This window comes from Desulfovibrio sp. SGI.133 (assembly GCF_050313955.1).
Classification (GTDB): domain Bacteria; phylum Desulfobacterota; class Desulfovibrionia; order Desulfovibrionales; family Desulfovibrionaceae; genus Desulfovibrio.
Genome location: NZ_JBNPMK010000009.1, coordinates 105266 through 126156 on the forward strand (window position 1 = coordinate 105266; position 20891 = coordinate 126156).

At 64.5% G+C, this 20891-nt stretch carries 17 protein-coding genes; 11 read left to right on the forward strand and 6 right to left on the reverse strand.

Annotated features, from left to right (window positions below; genetic code table 11):
- Positions 1–423 precede the first annotated feature (423 nt).
- Both mqnC and mqnE read right to left on the reverse strand, forming a co-directional pair.
- Positions 424–1551 carry a cyclic dehypoxanthinyl futalosine synthase gene (mqnC, locus tag ACQRBR_RS10950; protein WP_279136220.1) on the reverse strand — a complete coding sequence of 376 codons (1128 nt, stop codon included), beginning with the start codon at positions 1549–1551 and terminating at the stop codon, positions 424–426.
- Complete coding sequence (gene mqnE / locus ACQRBR_RS10955; protein ID WP_427812973.1) at positions 1548–2681, reverse strand: aminofutalosine synthase MqnE; 1134 nt, start codon at positions 2679–2681, stop codon at positions 1548–1550. Before mqnE ends, mqnC begins: the two co-directional genes overlap by 4 nt.
- Before the next feature lie 110 nt (positions 2682–2791).
- Here mqnE and ACQRBR_RS10960 point away from each other — a divergent pair, with 110 nt between their 5' ends.
- The 5 genes from ACQRBR_RS10960 (at position 2792) to ACQRBR_RS10980 (ending at position 12173) form a co-directional block, all read left to right on the forward strand.
- Positions 2792–3622: a 1,4-dihydroxy-6-naphthoate synthase gene (locus ACQRBR_RS10960; protein WP_303878671.1), complete on the forward strand. Its 831-nt coding sequence runs from the start codon at positions 2792–2794 to the stop codon at positions 3620–3622.
- Positions 3623–3739: 117 nt separating this feature from the next.
- Positions 3740–5164: an MATE family efflux transporter gene (locus ACQRBR_RS10965; protein WP_427812974.1), complete on the forward strand. Its 1425-nt coding sequence runs from the start codon at positions 3740–3742 to the stop codon at positions 5162–5164.
- Positions 5165–5522: 358 nt separating this feature from the next.
- A complete protein-coding gene (locus ACQRBR_RS10970; protein WP_427812975.1) occupies positions 5523–7001 on the forward strand; it encodes an MATE family efflux transporter in 1479 nt (492 codons plus the stop codon).
- A 186-nt stretch (positions 7002–7187) separates the two neighbouring features.
- A complete protein-coding gene (locus ACQRBR_RS10975) occupies positions 7188–7892 on the forward strand; it encodes a TetR/AcrR family transcriptional regulator (protein ID WP_303878659.1) in 705 nt (234 codons plus the stop codon).
- Between the two features lie 36 nt (positions 7893–7928).
- A complete protein-coding gene (locus ACQRBR_RS10980; RefSeq protein ID WP_427812976.1) occupies positions 7929–12173 on the forward strand; it encodes an acyl-CoA dehydratase activase-related protein in 4245 nt (1414 codons plus the stop codon).
- A gap of 160 nt (positions 12174–12333) precedes the next feature.
- Here the strand turns inward: ACQRBR_RS10980 and ACQRBR_RS10985 are convergent, their stop codons facing one another.
- Genes ACQRBR_RS10985 through ACQRBR_RS10995 form a run of 3 tightly spaced genes read right to left on the reverse strand, consistent with a single transcriptional unit; the run spans position 12334 to position 14674 of the window.
- Positions 12334–12945, reverse strand: a complete 612-nt coding sequence (locus tag ACQRBR_RS10985; RefSeq protein ID WP_303878657.1) for a bifunctional nuclease family protein — start codon at positions 12943–12945, stop codon at positions 12334–12336.
- Positions 12939–14285, reverse strand: a complete 1347-nt coding sequence (gene miaB, locus ACQRBR_RS10990) for a tRNA (N6-isopentenyl adenosine(37)-C2)-methylthiotransferase MiaB (RefSeq protein WP_204674303.1) — start codon at positions 14283–14285, stop codon at positions 12939–12941. Before miaB ends, ACQRBR_RS10985 begins: the two co-directional genes overlap by 7 nt.
- Before the next feature lie 5 nt (positions 14286–14290).
- A complete protein-coding gene (locus ACQRBR_RS10995; RefSeq protein ID WP_006008497.1) occupies positions 14291–14674 on the reverse strand; it encodes a hypothetical protein in 384 nt (127 codons plus the stop codon).
- Between the two features lie 166 nt (positions 14675–14840).
- Here ACQRBR_RS10995 and ACQRBR_RS11000 point away from each other — a divergent pair, with 166 nt between their 5' ends.
- On the forward strand, positions 14841–15404 hold the full coding sequence (locus ACQRBR_RS11000) for a hypothetical protein (RefSeq protein WP_204674304.1): 564 nt from the start codon (positions 14841–14843) through the stop codon (positions 15402–15404).
- A gap of 54 nt (positions 15405–15458) precedes the next feature.
- Here the strand turns inward: ACQRBR_RS11000 and ACQRBR_RS11005 are convergent, their stop codons facing one another.
- On the reverse strand, positions 15459–15764 hold the full coding sequence (locus ACQRBR_RS11005; RefSeq protein WP_006008500.1) for a DUF5334 domain-containing protein: 306 nt from the start codon (positions 15762–15764) through the stop codon (positions 15459–15461).
- Between the two features lie 56 nt (positions 15765–15820).
- Here ACQRBR_RS11005 and moaA point away from each other — a divergent pair, with 56 nt between their 5' ends.
- The 5 genes from moaA (at position 15821) to ACQRBR_RS11030 (ending at position 20444) form a co-directional block, all read left to right on the forward strand.
- The gene (gene moaA, locus ACQRBR_RS11010) at positions 15821–16828 is read left to right on the forward strand and encodes a GTP 3',8-cyclase MoaA (RefSeq protein ID WP_204674305.1); all 1008 of its coding nucleotides are present in this window, start codon (positions 15821–15823) and stop codon (positions 16826–16828) included.
- 361 nt (positions 16829–17189) lie between these two features.
- Positions 17190–17603, forward strand: a complete 414-nt coding sequence (locus ACQRBR_RS11015; RefSeq protein WP_427812977.1) for an EamA family transporter — start codon at positions 17190–17192, stop codon at positions 17601–17603.
- Between the two features lie 48 nt (positions 17604–17651).
- Entirely contained in the window at positions 17652–18263 is a 612-nt protein-coding gene (gene ruvA / locus ACQRBR_RS11020) for a Holliday junction branch migration protein RuvA (RefSeq protein WP_006008508.1), read from the forward strand.
- 79 nt (positions 18264–18342) lie between these two features.
- On the forward strand, positions 18343–19419 hold the full coding sequence (ruvB, locus tag ACQRBR_RS11025; RefSeq protein ID WP_300646438.1) for a Holliday junction branch migration DNA helicase RuvB: 1077 nt from the start codon (positions 18343–18345) through the stop codon (positions 19417–19419).
- Positions 19420–19727: 308 nt separating this feature from the next.
- The gene (locus ACQRBR_RS11030) at positions 19728–20444 is read left to right on the forward strand and encodes a YczE/YyaS/YitT family protein (RefSeq protein ID WP_239463855.1); all 717 of its coding nucleotides are present in this window, start codon (positions 19728–19730) and stop codon (positions 20442–20444) included.
- The last annotated feature ends 447 nt before the right edge of the window (positions 20445–20891 follow it).

Consider the following 20891-nt stretch of genomic DNA (forward strand, 5'->3'; position numbering starts at 1 on the left):
CCGGCTGAAAGCGGCAGCATGTCCTTTCAGCCGGTCCGGAAAAGGAGTCCTTCCCAGTGCCCCGGCAGCGCTTCGTCGTTGCAGGCGCGGAAGACACGCCGTATCGCGGCAGAGCTTCCGCTGACGGAATGCTGCCAGCAAAAAAGCGGACATGACCATCACGGCCATGTCCGCTTTTCTATATCTTTTTGTCTGCGGGGATCTCCCGGTATCTGAGGGCATATCCTACGCCCGCCGCACCGGTGGACCGACAGAACCTGCTGGGCTTTTTTCCCGTTTTCCACACCAATACACGATGTCCGAACCTGCGGGAAAGGGACAGATCCGGGCAAAGTTTTTTGGCGTGGAGGGGGAGTGCGAGGGGGAGGCCGCACCTTTTGTTCACAAAAGGGGGGCCTCCCCCTCGCATCATCCCTTCATAGTCTAGTCTTCGGGCTGAGGATCCACGGGGGTGTAGTTCATGGTGCGCTGCACGGGGGTGAAGCCGGCGGCACGGATGATCTTGTGGATCTCGTGACGGGTCAGGTGGTAGGACACACCGGCGGCGGCCACCACGTTTTCCTCGATCATGAGCGAGCCGAAGTCGTTGGCACCGTAGAAGAGGGCCAGTTGGGCCACTTCGGGGCCCATGGTCACCCAGGAGGACTGGATGTTGGCGATATTGTCCAGCACCAGGCGCGACACGGCCAGCAGGCGCAGATAGGCGGGCGCGGGCAGGGGGGCCGTCACATTGATGCGGGTATGAGCGGGCTGGAAGGTCCAGGGGATGAAGGCCGTGAAGCCGTGGGTCCTGTCCTGCACCTCGCGCACGGCAAAGAGGTGGTCCAGACGGTGGCGGGGCTCTTCCTCATGGCCGAACATCATGGTGGCGGTGGTGCGCATGCCCAGGTTGTGGGCGCGTTCCATGACGTAGAGCCACTGGTCCGCGCTGCACTTGTTGGGCGAGACCTGGGCGCGGACATCGTTCTGGAGGATCTCGGCGCCGCCGCCGGGGATGGAGTCCAGACCGGCGGCCTTGAGGCGGGAGATGACCTCGTCCACGCTCAGACCGAATTTCTGCGACCAGAAGAAGATCTCCGGCGGGGAGAAGGCATGGATGTGCAGGCTGGGCCAGGTGGCACGCATCCAGCGCAGCAGGTCTTCGTACCATTCCAGGGGCAGGTCGGGATGGTGCCCGCCCTGCAGCAGGATCTGGGTGCCGCCCAGGCGCAGGGTCTCGTCGATCTTCTGGGCCATCTCCTCGCGGGTGATGACGTAGCCTTCGCCGGATTCGGGCGCACGGAAGAAGGCGCAGAAGCGGCAGGCGCAGACGCAGACGTTGGAATAGTTGATGTTGCGGTCGCCCACATAGGTGACGATGGGCTCGGGATGCAGGCGCAGGCGCATGGCGTGGGCCAGCTGGGCCAGCGTATGCAGGGAGGCACCGTAATACAGGGCTTCGGCGGCGGCGCGGTCCAGGCGCTTCCCGGCCAGGGAAAGGGCCGCGGCCTCCTTCACTTCGGGGCTTTCGTCAAAGGCGCTGTGCGCCGGACGGAACTGCTGGTCGCTCATGCGCGGGCCTCCTCGGTCTGGACGGTATTGAAGATGGCATTGCGCCGCACGGGCGTGAAGCCCGCTTCACGGATCATGAATTCCAGTTCCTTGAGGGTCAGGCCCTGGGCGGAACCGGCACCGGCCATATGGCCGATGTGCTCTTCCACCACGGTGCCGTCCAGGTCGTCGGCGCCGTACCAGAGGGCCGTCTGGGCCAGCTTGGTGCCCATCATGATCCAGTAGGCCTTGATGTGGGGGATGTTGTCCAGCATCAGACGCGAGACGGCCACGGTGCGCAACTGGTCGATGCCGCGCACGGGGCCGAGCTTTTCTTCAGGCAGCTTGAGCTTGCTGTTCTCGGTCAGGAAGGGCAGGGGGATGAAGCAGGTGAAGCCGCCGCTCTTGTCCTGCTGTTCGCGCAGGCGGCAAAGATGATCCACGCGCATGGCGTAGGTCTCCAGATGGCCGTAGAGCATGGTGCAGTTGGTCTTGATGCCCAGGCTGTGGGCCTCGCCGGAGATGCGCAGCCATTCGGCGGAACCGGCCTTGTGGGGGCAGATCTGGGCGCGCAGGCCTTCGTCGAAGATTTCGGCGCCGCCGCCGGGCATCATGACCAGGCCGGCTTCCTTGAGGCGCTGCAGCACTTCGAGGGTGGAACAGCCTTCCATCTTGGCAAAGTGGGCGATCTCCACCGGGGTGAAGGCCTTGATGAGCAGGTCGGGATTGAGTTCGCGCGCGGCGCGCAGGGTGTCCAGGAACCACTGGAAAGGACGGGTGGGGTGGCAACCGCCCACGATGTGCAGCTCGTCCAGATGCAGGGGCGTGGCGTCAGCGGCGCGCAGACGCTCCAGCACTTCCTCGGTGCTCAGGCAGAAGGCCCCCTGGTCTTCTTCGCGGTCGCGGCGGAATGCGCAGAACACGCAGCCGTTGACGCAAACATTGGTATAATTTATTTGGCGGTTGACCACATACGAGGTCTTGTCCCCGTGCATGCGGCAACGCGCGTGGTGGGCCAGAGCGCCCACGGCGGTGATGTCGGGGCAGGCGAAAAGCGCCATGCCGTCTTCGGCGCTCAGGCGCTGGCCTGCAAGGACCTTGTCCAGAACGTCGGCAAGCCCGAGGCTTGCGTAATAGGAAGCATCCAGCATAATGGTTATCCTCAAATGATGATTGGCCGAAGGCCGGAACAGCGCAGTATATGTTCCAGTCTCGCTGCCTGTCAAACTGTTACGCCGGATAAAACAAAGAGAGGTGTCCCGTGGCGGAGAACATGACGCTGGGCCTTTCGCCCTGTCCCAATGATACCTATATCTTCCATGCCCTGCTGCACCATCTGGTGCCGTCCCCGGCGCACTTCACGCCGCACATGGCCGACGTGGAGGAGCTCAACGCCCTTGCCCGGCAAAAGAAGCTGCCGGTGACCAAGCTTTCGCTGGGCGTGGTGCCCTACATCATGGACGATTATGCCATCATGGCCTCGGGCGCTGCCCTGGGCTGGGGCTGCGGCCCGCTGGTGGTGGCCCGCGAGGACCTGCCCGAAGAAAAATGGAAAACGGCCCGCGTGGCCGTGCCGGGCCTCATGACCACGGCCAACCTGCTGCTGACCCTGCACGGCGGCTTCCAGGGCCCGCGTGAAGAGATGCTCTTCAGCGATGTCATGGATGCGGTCCTGAGCGGCGAGGCGGACATGGGCGTCATCATCCATGAGGGCCGCTTCACCTATGCCGACCGTGGTCTGGTCAAGCTGCTGGACCTGGGGCAGTGGTGGGAAGCCACCTATCATGCGCCCCTGCCGCTGGGTGCCATCGCCGTGCGTCGCGACGTGCCCGTGGAGCTGGCCCGCGCCATCGAAGCGGCCATCACGGCCAGCGTGGACTATGCCAATGCCAACCCGCGCGCCTCGGCGGAATTCATCCGCGAACACGCGCAGGAGCTGGCCGAGAGCGTGACCTCGGCCCACATCAAGACCTTCGTCACCGAGTACAGCCGCGACCTGGGCGATACGGGCCGTCAGGCCATCGCCCGTCTGGTGGAGACCGCGGCGAAGATGCAGGGGCTGCGTCTGCCCGAGGCGGGGCTCTTCCTGTAAAACAGGCCGCATCAGGCCTATTCGTATGTATCCGGGGGCCTCGTGCGGTCATGCCGCCGGGGCCTTTTCAGGGCCGTTCCGCAGGGAGCGGCCCTGTTTTTGCCTCCATCACAGAACATGATGACCAAGAACAGATTCTTTTCCCTCAATGAGGCCCGCCGCTTCCTGGCGCTGGGCCTGCCCGTGCTGGTGACGCAGATCGCCCAGATGGGCATGAATTTCGTGGACACGGCCATGACCGGCCAGGCCAGTACGGCGGACATGGCCGCCGTGGCCGTCTCGGGCTCCATCTGGGTGCCCGTTTCCCTGCTGGGCATGGGTTGCCTTTTGTCCCTGCCCGCCATGATGGCCCATCTGGTGGGCGGCGGCGAACAGCAGCGCACCCCGCATCTGCTGCGTCAGGGCCTCTGGCTTTCGAGCCTGCTGTCGCTGGTGCTGATGGGCGTGTTCGCCTTTCTTTCCCTCCATCTGGAGCTGTTTGGCCTGGATGCCGAGCTGGCGCCGCTGGCGGCCGGGTATCTGCGGGCCATGCTTTTCGGCCTGCCGGGCATGATGCTGTTCGTGAACGTGCGCGGCTTTCTGGAAGGCTACGCCCGTACGCGTCCGGCCATGCTCGTGGGCCTGCTGGGGCTGGCGCTCAACGTGCCCTGCAACTATGTGCTCATCTACGGCAAGCTGGGCCTGCCCCAGCTGGGGGCCGTGGGCTGCGGCGTGGCCACGGCCCTGTGCTACTGGTTCATGGGCCTGACCCTGGCCCTGTATGCCCGGCGCGAGGCGCGCTGCCGCAAGCTGGGACCGTTGTTCCTGCCCCTGCTGCTGCCGCGTACGGCCGGGGAGGGCGGCGAGCTCCGGCGGGTGGACTGGCCGCTGGTCTGGCGCATCTTCCGCATTGGTTTGCCCGGTGCGCTGGCCGCCTGTTTTGAGGCGTCGCTCTTCGCGGTCACGGCCCTGCTGCTGGCGCCGCTGGGCAAGGTGGTGGTGGCCGGGCACCAGATCGCCATGAACTTTTCCAGCATCGTCTACATGCTGCCCCTGTCGCTGAACATCACCGTGGCCATCCGGGTGGGGCAGAACCTGGGGGCCGGGCGTCTGGAACGGGCCCGCCTTTCGGCCCGCACGGCCCTGTGCCTGGGGCTGGGCCTGGCTCTGATGACCATGACGACCACCCTGTGCCTGCGGCCGCAGATCGCCCAGATCTACAACTCGGACCCCGCCGTGCTGGGGCTGGCCGTGGGTCTGCTGGTTTTCGCCGCCGTCAACCAGATACCGGAATCGTTGCAGACGGTGAGCATCGGTGTGCTGCGCGCCTACAACGATACCCGCTACATCCTGGGGGTCTGCCTGTTCTCCTACTGGATCGTGGGGCTGGGCACGGGCTGGACCCTGGCCCGCACGGACTGGCTGGTGCCCGCCATGGGCGCCACCGGTTTCTGGATAGGTTACGGCCTGGCTCTGTGGGTGAGCTTCAGTCTGTACCGTTTGCGCATGGGTCGCTTGCACCGGCTGGATGCGGAGGCCGTGCGCCAGCGCATCCGCCGCTGACCGGGAGCGATGGGATTTTGTGCCGGATACGCACACGAGGAAGGGGAGGCATGGCAAGGCCTCCCCTTTTTGTGTGGCTGAAGGCCCCATCTTCACGGACATGCCTGCCATGGCGGAACATGTGCCGCTACGGCAGCACAGGGGCATTGCGGGCCGTGCCGGCAAAGAAAAAGCGGTCGGTTTTTCGGGAAGGTATTTCCCGGTATGGCGCGGACTTGTCATTCAGGGGGGGAGCAGGTATAGGAGGGGCGCGGACCGTACCCTGCCACGGCTGTGCCGGCAGGATGCCCCGCCTGCCTCCGGCCCGGCATAAGGGCTTATCTTGTAACCGGATATTTCCGGCTGCGGATGGGAGACCATGCAGAATCAGTTCTTTTCGTTGTCCGAGGCCCGGCGCTTTGTTGCTCTGGGCCTCCCTGTATTTGTGGCCCAAATGTCACAGATGGGCATGAACTTCGTAGACACGGCCATGACCGGTCAGGCCAGCACGGCGGACATGGCTGCCGTGGCGGTGGCCGGTTCCATCTGGAACCCTCTTTCCCTGCTGGGCATCGGCTGCCTGCTTTCCCTGCCGGCCATGAGCGCCCATCTGGTGGGCGGCGGCCAGCGTTCGCGCACCCCGCACCTGCTGCGGCAGGGCATCTGGCTCACGCTGGTCATCAGCGTCGTCCTGATGAGCGTCTTTTACGTCATCTCTTGGCATTTGCAGTCCTTCGGGCTGGATGAGGAACTTTCCCGCCTGGGCGGCGGTTACTTGCGCGCCATGCTCTGGGGCCTGCCGGGCTTCATGCTGTTCGTCAATGTGCGCAGCTTTCTGGAAGGCTATGCCCGCACCCGCCCGGCCATGATCATCGGCATCCTGGGGCTGGCGCTCAACGTACCCTGCAACTATGTGCTCATCTACGGCAAGCTGGGCCTGCCCCAGCTGGGGGCCGTGGGCTGCGGCGTGGCTACGGCCCTGTGCTACTGGTTCATGGCCGCCTGCATGATCTACTATGTGCGGCGGGATGCCCAGTACCGGGATCTGCATCCCCTGTTCCTGCCCCTGCTGCTGCCGCGCACGGCCCGTGCCTGCGGCTGCGAGGCCCGCGCCCGTGATGACGCCAGCCCTCTGGCCGCTCCTTATACGCCCGAGCCGGTGCCCTGCCGTTTCGACTTTCCCCTGATCTGGCGCATCCTGCGCATCGGTCTGCCCGGTGCGCTGGCCGTGTTCTTCGAGGTCTCGCTATTCGCACTTTCGGCACTGCTGCTGGCACCGCTGGGTAAGGTCATCGTTGCCGGGCACCAGATCGCCATGAACTTTGCCGGGATGGTCTTCATGCTGCCCCTGTCGCTGAACATCACGGCGGCCATCCGGGTGGGGCAGAGCGTGGGGGCCGGGCGTCTGGGCCGGGCCCGTCTTTCGGCCCGCACGGCCCTGTGCATGGGCGCTGTCTCCTCGCTGATCATCGCCGCCTGTACGGCCTTGTTCCGCGAGCAGATCGTGCACATCTACAACGACGATCCCGCCGTGACGGCCCTGGCCATGAGCCTGCTGCTGCTCGGTTCCTGCTATCAGCTGGTGGACGCCCTGCAGACCATCAGTATCGGCATTCTGCGTGCCTACAACGATACACGCATCATCTCTCTGGTCTGCTTTACCTCCTACTGGATCATCGGCCTGCCCCTAGGCTTCACGCTGGCCCGCACGGACTGGCTCGTCCCGGCCATGGGACCTGCGGGCTTCTGGATCTCCTATATCGTGGCCCTGGGCTTCGGGGCCCTGTGTTACCTGACACGCGTGCACCATCTGCACGGTCTGGATGCCGAAGCCGTACGGCGGCGCATCCAGCGCTGACGCTCTGGAAGGCCCTGCGACATGACGTCGCGGGGCTTTTTTTTTGAGTAGGTTGTCCTTCCGTGATTTGTGGTTACGAAGGTAAGAAAAATAATTGAAATTTGAATTTTAATTCGTTAACGTTTTTTGAACATGGCAGGAAGTATTCTTGATTAGATAAGGGAACTTTAGCACTATGAGGCGGTAATGGGCAGTATTTCCCACGGGGGGCACGAGCGCGGAAAGCGCGGTGACGGGGATCTGACCCGGGCCCGGATCCTGGAATCGGCAGGGCAGCTGGCGGCCGAGTGCGGCTATGCCAACATGACCAGCAAACAGGTCTGCGAACGGGCCCATGTGAACATGGCGGCGGTCAACTACCATTTCGGCAGCCGCGAAGGGCTGTATGCGGCCGTGCTGGCCGAGGCCCATGACCGTCTCTTCACGCTGGAGCGCCTGCGCCAGATCCTGGCGGAGGGCACGGCGCGCGAAAAGCTGTCGCGTACGCTGGACGAGCTGCTGGCCCATCTGCACGGGCCGCGCAGCTGGCATGTGCGGGTGCTGGCACGGGAGTTTTTTTCGCCGGCGGGCTTTGTGGATCCTTTCCTGCAGGAAAAGGTGCATCCCAAAGCCCGGTTGTTGCGCGGCCTGCTGAGCGAGATCACCGGCATCCCGCAGGAGGCCTCCCAGCTGGACTGCTGCATCGCCAGTTCCATGGGGACCTGCATGATGCTCATCATGCTGGATCCGGCCTTTGCCAACAGTCTGTTCCCGAACCTGGCAGAAAAAAGCGCGTCCCTTGACCAGATGGTCAAGGACTTCATCTTTGCCGGGCTGGACGATGCCGCGGCCAAGTGGCGCGCCCGCTCGGCAGAGGCCGGGTGCGGGACCGGATCCGACGAGAGACGATAGACGAGATTTATCCGGCAGAAGCGGGGGAATCAGGTAATGGAAGAAGCTTTGTATCTCGGGCTCGATGCAGGCTCCACCACGGTCAAGCTGGCCCTGGTGGATGCGCGGGGCACGCTGCTGGAAGCCCGTTATGAACGTCATGGCGCGGCGGTGCGCGCGACCTTGCGCACCTTGCTGGAAGACCTGGCCGAACGGCGGCCCGGTCTGGTGGTGCGCCCGGCCATGACGGGTTCCGCGGCCCTGCGGCTGGCGCAGGCCCTGGAGCTGCCCTTCGTGCAGGAGGTGCTGGCCACGTCGCGTGCCATCGCCGTCCTGGCGCCGCAGACCGACGTGGCTGTGGAACTGGGGGGCGAGGACGCCAAGATCCTTTATTTTTCCGACGGTTCGGACAATCTGCGCATGAACGAGGCCTGTGCCGGCGGTACCGGGGCCTTCATCGACCAGATGGCCAGCCTGCTGGATACCGATGCGGCCGGTCTCGATGCCCTGGCCGCGCGCCACACCACCATCTATCCCATCGCGTCCCGCTGCGGTGTCTTCGCCAAGACCGACGTGGTGCCCCTGCTCAACGAAGGCGCGCCCCGTGAGGATCTGGCGGCCTCCATCTTCCAGGCCGTGGTGGAACAGACCATCGGCGGTCTGGCCTGCGGTCATCCCATCCGCGGCAAGGTCGCCTTTTTGGGCGGGCCCCTGCATTTCCTGCCCCAGCTCAAGGCCCGCTTCGTGGAGACCCTGCACATGGCTCCCGAAGACGTGGTGGATGTGCCGGACGCCCAGTACGTGGTGGCGCGCGGTACGGCCCTGAGCCTGGTGGACATCCCCGGCATGGGGCGGCCCGTGGCTTCCGCGCCCGTGAGCGTGGCCGAACTGGCCGAACGCGCCCGTACCCGTACCTTCGAGGGCGAGACCAGCGCCAGCCTGCCGCCCCTGTTCGATTCCGAAGCCGAATACCACGATTTCCTCGACCGTCACCGTCAGGACGCCGCGCCGCGCGGCCGGCTGGCCGAGGCCTCGGGTCCGCTCTATCTGGGCGTTGATCTGGGCTCCACCACGGTCAAGGCCGTGCTGGTGGACATCAACGGTGCCGTGCTGGACACCTGGTACCAGCGCAACCAGGGCGACCCGCTGGCCGGGCTGCTGCCCTATGCGGCCGACCTGGTGGACCGTCTGCCCGCCGGTGCCTGGATACAGGCCAGTGCGGCCACGGGCTACGGCGCTGATTATGCCCGGGCAGCCCTGGGTTCCGTCATCTCCGAAGTGGAGACCGTGGCCCATCTCAAGGCGGCCTGTCGTCTGGTGCCGGACGCCACCTATGTCATCGATATCGGCGGCCAGGACATGAAATGCCTCAAGGTCCGGCAGGGCTGCATCGCGGGCGTGACCCTCAATGAAGCCTGTTCCGCCGGTTGCGGGGCCTTTCTGGAGACCTTTGCCCAAAGCCTGAACCTGAGCATGGAAGAATTCGTGCAGGCCGCGCTCTTTGCCCGCCATCCCGTGGACCTGGGCTCGCGTTGCACGGTGTTCATGAATTCCAAGGTCAAGCAGGCCCAGAAGGAAGGCGCCTCCATCGGCGACATCGCGGCCGGGCTCTGTTATGCCGTCATCCGCAATGCCCTGTACAAGGTGCTGCGTCTGCGCACGCCCGACGAGCTGGGCGCGCGCGTGCTGGTGCAGGGCGGTTCCTTTATGAACGACGCCCTGCTGCGCGTCATGGAAAATCTGTTGCAGCGGGAGGTCAGCCGTCCCGACATCGCCGGTCTCATGGGCGCGTACGGTGCGGCCCTGTTGGCTCTGCGCCGCTGTGCCGGGCAGGAGGAGCGCACGCCCCTGAGTTCCGCCGGGCTGCGTTCGCTGGAAATCACGACCAAGTCCGTGCGCTGCCGTGGCTGCGGTAACCATTGCCTGCTCAAGGTACACCGTTTTTCCAACGGGCACCGCTTCGTGTCCGGCAACCGCTGCGAGCGCGGCGGCATGGGACATTCGCAGGACGATGTCCCGGTCATGCCCAATATTTACGCCTGGAAGGCCCAGCGTCTGTTCCGCTACCAGCCGCTGGAGCCGGAGCAGGCCCCCCGCGGCCGCATGGGCATCCCCCGTGTGCTCAACATCTACGAGCATTATCCCTTCTGGTTCACCTTTTTCACCCGTCTGGGCTACAGGGTGGAGCTTTCTCCGGCATCGGGCAAGGAGCTGTACGATCTGGGGCTTTCGTCCATGCCGTCCCAGACTGTCTGTTACCCCGCCAAGCTGGCCCACGGCCATGTTACGGCCCTGCTGCGCCAGGGCGTGCGGGAGATCTTCTTCCCCTGTCTGCCGCGTGAAGGGCAGGATACCTCGGTGCGGGGCTACAACTGCCCCGTGGTCTCCGGCTATCCCGAGGTCATCCGCCTGAACACCGACGAGGTGCGGGAGCTGGGCGCGCATCTGTACACGCCCTTCGTCTCGCTGGAGCATCTGGACACCCTGGTGGACCGCCTGCACGAAGTGCTGGGCTTGCCCAAGCTGGAATTGTGGGAGGCGGCCCATGCGGCCCGTGCCGAGCAGGAGGCCTACCGTGCTGAACTGCGGGCCGAGGGCGAACGCATCCTGGCCCAGGTGGAGCGTGAACAGGGGCTGGGCATCGTGCTGTGCGGCCGTCCCTACCATGCGGACCCTGCCGTGCATCACGGCCTGCCGGACTACATCGCGTCGCTGGGCGCGGCCGTGCTCAGCGAGGACAGCGTGGCCCATCTGGGCGTGCTGCGCGATCCTTTGCGCGTGGTGGACCAGTGGAGCTACCACTCCCGCCTGTACCGGGCCGCGGCCCTGGTCTGCGAGCGTCCCCTGCTGGAGCTGGTGCAGCTCACGTCCTTCGGTTGCGGCCTCGATGCCGTGACCAGCGACCAGGTGGCGGAACTGCTGACCCATCACGGTCGCCTGCATACGCTCATCAAGATCGACGAAGGCGCGTCGCTGGGGGCGGCCCGCATCCGCATCCGTTCGCTGCTGGCCGCGGTGCGGGAACGCCGCGAGAGCAGGGCGCCGGAGTTCCGGCAGTCCCCGCGCCCGGAGAGCCCGTACTTCACCGAAGACATGCGCGAGACCCACACCATCGTGGCCCCGCAGATGGCACCGCTGCATTTTTCCATCATGGAGGCGGCGGTCAACAGCGCGGGCTACCGCTTGCAGGTGCTGCCCGTGGTCAGCCGCCGGGCCATCGAGCTGGGCCTGAACTACGTCCATAACGACGCCTGCTACCCGGCCATTGTGGTCATCGGCCAGATGCTGGACGCCCTGTTCAACGGCCGGTGCGACCCGCAGCGCACGGCCCTGATGCTGGCCCAGACCTGCGGCCCCTGCCGCGCCAGCAATTATCCGGCCCTGCTGCGCAAGGCCTTGCAGGAAGCGGGCTTCCCGCAGGTGCCCATCCTGACCCTGAGCAGCGGTTCCCTCAACAAGCAGCCGGGCTTCAAGATGTCGGGCAGCATGCTGCACCGCATGATCCTGAGCTGCCTGTACGGCGACATGCTGCAGCGTGTCTCCATGTCCTGCCGGGCCAACGAGCTGCACAAGGGCGATACCGACGCCCTGCTGGAACGCTGGACGCAGCGCGCCCGCGAGGTGGTAGGCAAGGGCGATACCCGTGCCTTCCGCAAGGACATGCGCCGCATCGTGGAAGACTTCACGAAGATCCCGCGTGACGGTGTAATCCGGCCCAAGGTGGGCATCGTGGGCGAGATCCTGCTCAAGTACCACCCCGATGCCAACAACCATGTGGCCCAGCACATCATGGACGAAGGCGGCGAGCCCGTGCTCACCGACATCATGGACTTCTTCCTCTACTGCTTCATGGATCCCATGTACCGCTGGAAGCGGCTGGGCGGACGCATCCTGCCTGCGCTGGGCAGCTGGCTGTTCATCATGCGGGTGGAGATGCTGCGCGCCTCCATGCGCAAGGCCCTGGAAGGCAGCATATTCATGCCCGTTTCCCGCATCCGGCACTTGTCGCACAGCGTCAAGGGCATCATCTCGCGCGGCAACCAGGCCGGTGAAGGCTGGCTGTTGACCGCCGAGATGCTGGAGCTCATCGACAACGGCGCCACCAACGTGCTTTGCCTGCAACCCTTCGGCTGCCTGCCCAACCATATCACCGGCAAGGGCGTCATGAAGGAACTCAAGCGCCTGCGTCCTGCGGCCAACCTCATGGCCGTGGACTATGACCCCGGCAGCAGCGAGGCCAACCAGCTCAACCGCATCAAGCTCTTCATGTCCATGGCCCACGCCAAGTTGCAGCAGGCCTGATGCAGGGGATACTGACATCCGCGGATTTGTCTAAAAAAACAGCCCGAAACCTTCTGGTTTCGGGCTGTTTTTGCATTCCAGTGGATGATGACCGGTTGTCATCTTTATTCGTTGAGCTCTCTGAATGTATTGCAACAGAGACCTCCCGGAACGATGCTCTCTACATCTTGTTCCGCGATACGGGCTCCAGGGCCCGCAAAAGGTCGCGCAACCGTTCCGGCCCGGCGGCCTCGCCCAGATCTTCGGGCACGGCGCCTTTGGCCAGCAGGGCGGCCAGGGTGTCGGCCTCCTTGCGGGCGTCGGCCGTACGGGCCATGTCGGTGGCGGCATCGGAACCGGCCTGGTGCCGGGTGGCGGGATGGATGCTGCCGGGTTCCTGCTCGCGGGCGGCTTTTTCAAAGACTTCGGTCTTGACGCGGATGGGCACCGAGGCGCGCAGGGCCAGAGCGATGCCGTCCGAAGGGCGGCAGTCCACGCTGATGAGGCCCGCGGGGCCGCGCAGCAAAAGCACGGCGTAGTAGATGTCGTCCTTGTAATCCACGATGTCCACGCCGGTGAGCGTGCCGTTGAGGGCCTTGGCCACCATGAGCAGCAGATCGTGGGCCAGGGGGCGGGGCAGCTCCTCGCCGTTGAGCACCAGCGAGATGGTCATGGCCTCCATGGCGCCGATCCAGAGCGGGAGCAGGCCCTTGCCGTCGTTCTGCCGCAGGATGACGATGGGTTTTCGTGTCTGCGGGTCGAGGCTCAGGCCCTCCACGTGCATCTCTACCATGGCTGTCCCGTGGCTTCGGCCACCAGGCTGTGCTTCTTGGCTTCCACGATGCGGGCGTTGACCAGGCGGCCGGTATGGTCGCCGGCGGGCAGGGGCACATGCACCAGGGCGCCGTAGATGTCGCGGCCCTGCCAGCTTTGCAGGCTGTCGTCGTCGGTGGCCTCGCGGCGGCTGGCGTTTTCCAGCAATACTTCGCACTCCTGGCCCACGCGGGCGTCGAGCCAGCGCTGGGAAAGCTCCTCCTGCAGGGCCTGCAGGCGCAGCAGACGATCCTGCTGCACGTCGGGGGCGATCTTGTCCAGGAAGCGGCTGGCCCGGGTGCCGGGACGGTCCGAATAGCAGAAGGAGAAGCTGGACATGAAGTTGCTGGCGCGCATCAGCTCCAGCGTGGCGGCGAAGTCTTCCTCGGTCTCGCCGGGGAAGCCCACGATGAGGTCCGTGGACAGGGCGATGTCCGGGCGGGCGTCACGCAGGCTGGCCACCAGCTCCAGATAGCGGGCGCTGTCGTACTTGCGGCCCATGCGCTTGAGCACGGCGTCGGAACCGGCCTGGAGGGGCAGGTGCAGGCGCGGGCAGAGCTGCGGGATGTTCGCGAAGGCCGCCACGTCTTCGGGACCCATATCCTTGGGATGGGGCGTCACGTAGCGCAGGCGCTTCAGGCCAGGCAGGGCGGCCACTTTTTCCAGCAGGGCGGCAAAGCTGACGCCGTCGCCGTGCGTATCGCGGCCGAAGGCGTTGACGTTCTGCCCCAGCAGGGTGATCTCGCGCGCGCCGCGGTCCAGCAGGTGGCGGCATTCGTCGAGGATGGCCGGGGTCAGACGGGACTTCTGGCGGCCGCGGGTATAGGGCACGATGCAGTAGGCGCAGAAATTGTCGCAGCCCTGCATGATGTTCACGAAGCCCACGGGCGCGGACGGCGTATCGGCGCCGGGTTCGCGCTCCACATAATGGCTGGTGAAGTCCAGCAGGGAAAGGCGTAGGGCGGGCTCGTCCAGCAGGCGTTCGATGGCCTGGGGCGCGCCGCTGATGCCGTCGCTGCCCGCCACCAGACGCACCTGGCGGCTGAAGAGTTTTTCGCCCAGCTGCTGGGCCACGCAGCCGGTGACGGCCACCAGCACACGCGGCGAGTTGCCGGTGACCTGGCGGATGCGGCCCAGGGTGCTCATGACTTTCTGTTCGGGCTTTTCGCGCACGGAACAGGTATTGACCACCACCACGCGGGCCTCTTCCAGGGGCGCCTCGCAAAAGCCGCGCGCTTCGAGGGCGCGGGCCAGCCACTGCGAGTCGTGCACGTTCATCTGGCAGCCGAAGGTGATGATGTGGAAGCTGTTGTCGATCATGTCTTCTACTGTTCGGGGCCGGTGATGTTGCGGGGGTAGACGGCCATGCCGCTTTCGTCCATCTCCAGGGCGGCGACGCGGTCTTCCAGCCATTCCAGCACGGCGCGGGCCGTGTTGTAGTTGAGCAGCACGCGGGTATTGATGCGGCGCACCACCTCGCGCACTTCCAGGTTCTCCTCGTCCATCATCTCGGGGCCCAGCGAACCGTCAGGGGCCACCAGGCATTCGGACCACTGGGGCAGGGAGTCGCTTTCCTCATAGAAATTGAGTTCGATCTCTCCCTGGGGATTGATGCCGCCCCAGACGCCGTGGGCGGTGCTCATGCGCACGCTGTCGTCCATGACGTACTTGTAGCGGATCTTCTTGGGAAGCTCGGGTTGGTTGCTCATGCAGGCTCCTTGAAAAAATATGGGGGATGGTAAAGAAGACGGCCGCAATAGTAAAGCCCGGCCGGCCCGGCGCATGTGAAAGGATGTGCAGGCTTGACGGTCGCCTTTCCTTGGTTACAATAGCACGGTAAAGAAGGGCTCATCCTGATGCCCGCAAGGAGAGACTGTGAGCGAGATTACCGTTACGGAACACGAGATCCGTCCCTATTTCGATATGGAAGGCTTCATGACCCTGAGCCAGGAATCGCGCCTGGGCGGCGCGACGCTGGAACGGCTGTGCAAGCTGTGGGAAGAGTGGATGCCGCAACTCAAGGTCTGCGAGATCAAGACAGCCAAGATCTCCTATCTGGCCGTCTGGCTGCCCGAGAGCGTGGAGCAGCAGGTGGATGCCGCCTGGGAAAAATCCCCTTCGGACGGCTGGCAGGACAACAACCTGGCCCAGTACATGTGCATGGCCGCCGTGCAGGAAGTGCTGCCCCAGGTGGAAGATGCCGGCTGTGCGCCCGCACCGCGTCCCACCGAGGCCCTGCGTGAGGCCCTGTCCGGCCTGGGCCTGGAATACCGTGAAGATGCCCCCACCCTGAACCGCCGTTTTGCTCTGGTGACCCATTATCCCTTCAAGGGCGGCTGCGAGATCTGCCATCTGCAGTCCAACTGCCCCAAGGGACAGGGCAAGAGCGAGGCTGCCAGTGTGGTGCTGCCCGGCTACGAGCAGGGCGCCGACGAATAGGCATGACCCGGTCGCGCCGGGGCCTCAGGGTTCCGGCGCGTCCGTCCGCGACGGCTAGCGGCCTTCCATCACTAGGGTGTGCGCTTCGCCGTCGGGCGTGCGGACCACGATCTCCACGGTGCGGCTGTTGCGGGTGACGGAGACCACCAGGCAGGTGGTCGTCTCGTCATTGCTGTAGTTGCGCACGTCCACGGTGTCGCCCTTGTTGGGCAGGGCATCGGGGATGATCTCCACCAGGTCGGCGGAATCCGCATCAAAGCCGTCCCAGGCCAGCGCGGGCAGCGGCAGGGCCAGAGAGGCACACAGGGCGATGACGGCCGGCAGACGCCGGACACGCTGATTGCGTAAGAGTGTCTTCATGGCTGCATGTGTAAAACCATTTTTGCTTCTTGGCAACAGGAGGCCCCGGAGGGACAATGAGCATCCATGCCCTGCACGACGACCACGGTCGCACGGTACGTTACCTGCGCCTGTCACTGACGGACCGCTGCAACTTGCGCTGTCTGTACTGCCACAGCAATGCCCGGCACCAGTGCATCCCGCACGAAAAGGTGCTGCGCTATGAGGAGATGATCCGTCTGGTGCAGATCGTGCGCGGCATGGGCGTGGGCAAGGTGCGTCTGACCGGCGGGGAACCCTTTGCGCGCAAGGGCTGTGACGACTTCCTCCTGCGGTTGCGGCAGCGTTTCGATGACCTGGACATCCGCATCACCACCAACGGCACCCTGCTGGAGGAGCACATTCCCCTGCTGCAGCGTATCCGCATCAGCGCCGTGAACCTGTCGCTGGACAGCTTCGACCGCGAGACCTTTGCCCGTGTGACCGGACGCGACATGCTGCCGGAAGTGCTGCGGGCCCTGGACGCCATGCTGGCCGCGGGCATCCGGGTCAAGATCAACGCCGTGGGCCTGCGCGGCATCAATGACGGCCAGATGGCCGACTTCGTCCATGCGGCCATGACCCTGCCCGTGGACGTGCGCTTCATCGAATTCATGCCCATGGGCAGCGATACCCTGTGGAGCCCCGAGAATTTCTGGCCCGCCGGCGACATCCGCGCCGCCGTGGAGCAGCACGTCCGCCTGATGCCGCTGGGCGATGCCAACGAGGGCCAGCGCGGCCCGGCCCGTATGTTCGCCCTGGAAGGCGGCAAAGGGCGCATGGGCTTCATCACGCCGCTGACCAACCATTTCTGCCTGTCCTGCAACCGCCTGCGTATGACCAGCGACGGGCATCTGCGCACCTGTCTGTTCGCCGACAGGGAGTATCCGTTGCGGCCCCTGCTGCGTCATCCCAAGGTCACGGACGAGCATATCGCCCGGGTCATCGCCCAGGCTTGCAAAAGCAAGCCCGTGGGCGCGGATCTGCTGGCAGCCCGGCAGGGTGGTGCCGTGGCCAGCAGCAAGATGGTCTCCATCGGCGGCTAGGGCAGGGCGTTCCTGCCGCACGGCAAGGGCCCTGTGGGGGCAAGGCGGCAGGAAAAAGCGACCTTGCCATATATATTGATACAAAATGATACAGGCTGCCCCCCTGTTCGGGCAGCCGTATCTGTTGCCATGCCCCGGAAAGGCAGCCCGATCCCTGCCTGCATGGTTGCTGCATGGCGTGCCGCACCGGCCCGGAGCAGCGCTGCCTCGCGGATACCGTCGGCATCCTCAGGCCAGGGAAGGCGTCCTGCCCCCGAGGGGAGCAGGTGGCGCCGGGTACATATCCACGGCATGACAGCTCTCAGAGACTGTTCCCTGAGGCCCGGCGGGAGAGCCCGGCAACAGAGGGGAGGAAAGTGCCATGTGGCAGGTCTATGCCTTGCTGGCGGCCGTGTTCGCGGCCCTGACAGCCATTTTTTCCAAACTGGGCGTCCGGGACGTGGATTCCGGACTGGCCACGGCCATCCGGGTGGGGTTCATCCTGCTCCTCACCTGGGGCATGAGCCTGTATGCCGGCACCTGGCGCGAGGTGCGCCAGATCGGCGGGCACACCTGGCTCTTCCTGTTCCTTTCCGCCGTGGCCACGGGCCTGTCGTGGCTGTGCTACTTCAAGGCCCTGCAGCTGGGGGACGTCTCCAAGGTCGCGCCGCTGGACAAGCTCAGCGTGCCTCTGGCCATGCTGCTGGGGGTGCTCGTCCTGGGCGAGCCCTGTGATCCCAAGACCGTGGCCGGGGGCACCCTGATCACGGCCGGGGCCCTTTTGCTGGTGCTGTGAGGCCGCTGCCTCCGCATCCCTGTTTTTCGATGACATCAAGGAGCATCCATGATCGCCTATCTTGAAGGCCTGCTGGCCGAGACCTGGGGCACCTCCTGCATCGTGGTCACGCGCGGTGGCGTGGGTTACGAGCTGGACCTGCCCGCCCACACCATGGCTTCCCTGCCCGGACGCGGGGAGAGCGTGGCCCTGTACACCAGTCTGGTGGTGCGCGAGGATGCCCAGCAGCTGTTCGGTTTTGCCACCTTCGAGGAGCGGCAGGTCTTTGAGGTGCTGCTGACCATCTCCAAGGTGGGCGCGCGCACGGCGCTGGCCATCCTTTCCCTGTACCGGCCCGACGACCTGCGCCGCATCGTGCTGGAAGAGGACGTGGATGCCCTCACCCGGGTGAGCGGCATCGGCAAGAAGACGGCTCAGCATGTCTTTTTGGAGCTCAAATACAAGCTCAAGGTAGAGGACGTACCGCAGGCGGCGGTACTGGCGCCCAACGGCCGTCCGGGCTCCGTGTTCCGGGACGTGCTTGATGGTTTGTCCAATCTTGGCTATTCTGAGGACGAATGCGCTCCTGTGGTCAAAAATATCCTGCTGCAGGAGCCCGACCTTGACGTCACCGGCGCTCTGCGGGCGGCGCTCAAGGCGCTGGCGCGCGGTCGTCTGTAGACCGGCGCTTTCTTTTTCTTGAGTGTTCCCCGTGCAGGCCCGGCCTGTGCAGGGGGCAAATCCTGACCGACTGGACATCATGGCACAGAAATCCTCCCCTTCCCCCGCAGCCCGTTTTTTCGGCAATGATGACTGGGATGCCCCTGCGGAACAGCACACGCCCGCACCCGCAGCCAGTACGGAAGACCCCGGTCTGAGCACCGCCGCGCTGGAAGAGAGCGTGCGGCCCCGCAGCCTGGATGATTTCATCGGTCAGGAAGAACTGCGTGCCAATCTGCGCGTGTATCTGGGCGCGGCCCGTGAACGCGGCTGCGCGCTGGACCATACGCTCTTTTACGGCAATCCCGGTCTGGGCAAGACGACCCTGGCCCAGATCATGGCTGCCGAGCTGGGCGTCAACCTGGTCTGCACCTCGGGCCCGGTGCTGGAGCGCAGCGGTGATCTTGCCGCCATCCTGACCAACCTGTCCCGCAACGACATCCTCTTCGTGGACGAGATCCACCGCATGCCCATCGCTGTGGAGGAAGTGCTGTATCCGGCCATGGAAGACTTCAAGCTGGATCTGGTCATCGGGCAGGGCCCGGCGGCCCGCACGGTCAAGATCGACTTGGAGCCGTTCACCCTGGTAGGGGCCACCACGCGTATGGGCCTGATCTCCGCACCCTTGCGCGGGCGCTTCGGCATCCTTTCGCAGCTGGAGTTCTACACGCCCGCCGAACTGGCCCGGGTGGTGCTGCGCACGGCGCACATCCTCGGCATCGCCGTCACTCCTGACGGTGCGGAAGAGATAGGCCGCCGCTCCCGCGGCACACCGCGCATCGCCAACCGCCTCTTGCGTCGCGTGCGGGATTTTGCCATGATGGGCGGCCACGACGTCATCACCGCGGAGCAGGCTGCCGAGGCCCTGCGGCGCATGGACGTCGACGAGATAGGTCTGGACCGCATGGACAGGCGCCTGCTGGAAGTCATGATCACCCACTACGACGGCGGACCCGTGGGGCTCAAGACGCTGGCTGTGGCCTGTTCCGAAGAAGTGCGTACCATCGAAGAGATCTACGAGCCCTACCTCATCCAGTGCGGTCTGCTCAAGCGTACCCCCCGGGGGCGCATGGTGACCGCCAAAGCCTACCGCCACCTCAACCTTTTACTGCGCTGAGAGGCGCACGAAGAACAGCTGCGCTGCTTTTTGTCGCATCTGCATAGTTGCGACAGCAACGTTTTTTTTCTGTTCTTCCCGGAGCCCGGCTCCAATTTGTGCCGCGCCGGTAACGGCGCCGTCGCTTTTCTGTTCTCTTCTGAAAGGCGGCGGGACGTTGCCCGCGGCGGACGTCGTTTCGATAACGTCCCCTTGCCCTGCCTTCCCGACCGGCGCCGGAAGGAGCGGCACGGGGGCGGAGACGGCGCCCCCCTTGGTTTCATCGCCGGAGTACCGCGTTGTGTATGGACGTGGTCGGAGTTTTCAGAATGAAAGTGACTGTTGACAAATCTGTGTTGTGCAAACGTTATGCGGGCTTCACCGTGGCACTGCTGGTCTGTGCCCTGGGGGTCGCGCTGGTGACCAATGCCTGTCTGGGCACCTCGCCCATCACCAGCCTGCCGTACGCCCTAAGCGCCATCTTCCCCCTGAGTCTGGGGACCGTGACTTTTCTGTCCAATATCTGTTTTCTCGTGGTACAAAAGGCCCTGCTGGGCCGTTACTTTACGGTGGGGCATCTGATGCAGATTCCCGCGGTCTTCCTGTTCGGCCTGTTCATCGACGGCTGGATGTGGGCCACCTCCTATCTGGTGACTGATGTCTACTGGCAGCAGATGCTCATGTGTCTGGTGGGCTCCATGGTCCTGGGCCTGGGCGTGAGTCTGGAGATCATCAGCAACGCCACCGTGCTGCCCGGTGAGGGCATGGTCGTGGCCATCGTTTTCCGCACGCACAAGAATTTCGGCAACATCAAGGTTCTGGTGGATTCTTCCATGGTGCTGGCCGCGGTGCTGCTCAGCCTGGCCGTCCTGCATACCATCGTGGGCCTGCGCGAGGGCACCATCATCTCGGCCGTGCTGGTGGGCATGAGCGTCCGCTTCTTCTCCCGCTGGACGCGTCGTCTGGCTCCGCTCTTCTGGGAAAAGGAAAAGCTGGAGAAAGCCCGTCGTCGTCGCCTGGTGCTGCAGGAAAGCTATGCCGCCTAGGCATTGCCATAAATATGCATGAGAGGGGAGCCTTCGGGCTCCCCTTTTTGTTTTGTGTCGCTGTCGAAAAGAGGAGAGCAGAAGATCCATGGCTGCGGAACGGTCTTTAAGGTCTGGAGGAATCTGGTGCTTTTGAAGGAAACGGGCGCACTTTCCGGCCGGAGGGGAGAGGAGAGAGCCTCGATTGGCGGAAAAAGGAGAGAGGCAAAAAGGAAAAAGGCAAAGAAATTTATCAAGAATTTTCTGTGTCTTTCCAGTATGTTGATTGAATAATCAGTCAGCAGGGAGCAAATCCGCAAAATTTTTTGCGGAAAAATGCTTGACGATGGGGTCGAAAAGGCGCATAAAGCCGTTCGCGCCAACGAGCTGGCCACGCCCGAAAGGGCGACGGGAAAAGAAATTTTCCCGGATGGCAAAAAAGTTCTTGACGCGGGTTTGAAAATGAGA

Coding starts and splice junctions, on each gene's coding strand:
- mqnC (WP_279136220.1), bottom strand. CDS start 1,551: ATGAGCGACCAGCAGTTCCGTCCGGCGCACAGCGCCTTTGACGAAAGC.
- mqnE (WP_427812973.1), bottom strand. CDS start 2,681: ATGCTGGATGCTTCCTATTACGCAAGCCTCGGGCTTGCCGACGTTCTG.
- ACQRBR_RS10965 (WP_427812974.1), top strand. CDS start 3,740: ATGATGACCAAGAACAGATTCTTTTCCCTCAATGAGGCCCGCCGCTTC.
- ACQRBR_RS10970 (WP_427812975.1), top strand. CDS start 5,523: ATGCAGAATCAGTTCTTTTCGTTGTCCGAGGCCCGGCGCTTTGTTGCT.
- ACQRBR_RS10975 (WP_303878659.1), top strand. CDS start 7,188: ATGGGCAGTATTTCCCACGGGGGGCACGAGCGCGGAAAGCGCGGTGAC.
- ACQRBR_RS10980 (WP_427812976.1), top strand. CDS start 7,929: ATGGAAGAAGCTTTGTATCTCGGGCTCGATGCAGGCTCCACCACGGTC.
- ACQRBR_RS10985 (WP_303878657.1), bottom strand. CDS start 12,945: ATGGTAGAGATGCACGTGGAGGGCCTGAGCCTCGACCCGCAGACACGA.
- miaB (WP_204674303.1), bottom strand. CDS start 14,285: ATGATCGACAACAGCTTCCACATCATCACCTTCGGCTGCCAGATGAAC.
- ACQRBR_RS10995 (WP_006008497.1), bottom strand. CDS start 14,674: ATGAGCAACCAACCCGAGCTTCCCAAGAAGATCCGCTACAAGTACGTC.
- ACQRBR_RS11005 (WP_006008500.1), bottom strand. CDS start 15,764: ATGAAGACACTCTTACGCAATCAGCGTGTCCGGCGTCTGCCGGCCGTC.
- moaA (WP_204674305.1), top strand. CDS start 15,821: ATGAGCATCCATGCCCTGCACGACGACCACGGTCGCACGGTACGTTAC.
- ACQRBR_RS11015 (WP_427812977.1), top strand. CDS start 17,190: ATGTGGCAGGTCTATGCCTTGCTGGCGGCCGTGTTCGCGGCCCTGACA.
- ruvA (WP_006008508.1), top strand. CDS start 17,652: ATGATCGCCTATCTTGAAGGCCTGCTGGCCGAGACCTGGGGCACCTCC.
- ruvB (WP_300646438.1), top strand. CDS start 18,343: ATGGCACAGAAATCCTCCCCTTCCCCCGCAGCCCGTTTTTTCGGCAAT.
- ACQRBR_RS11030 (WP_239463855.1), top strand. CDS start 19,728: ATGAAAGTGACTGTTGACAAATCTGTGTTGTGCAAACGTTATGCGGGC.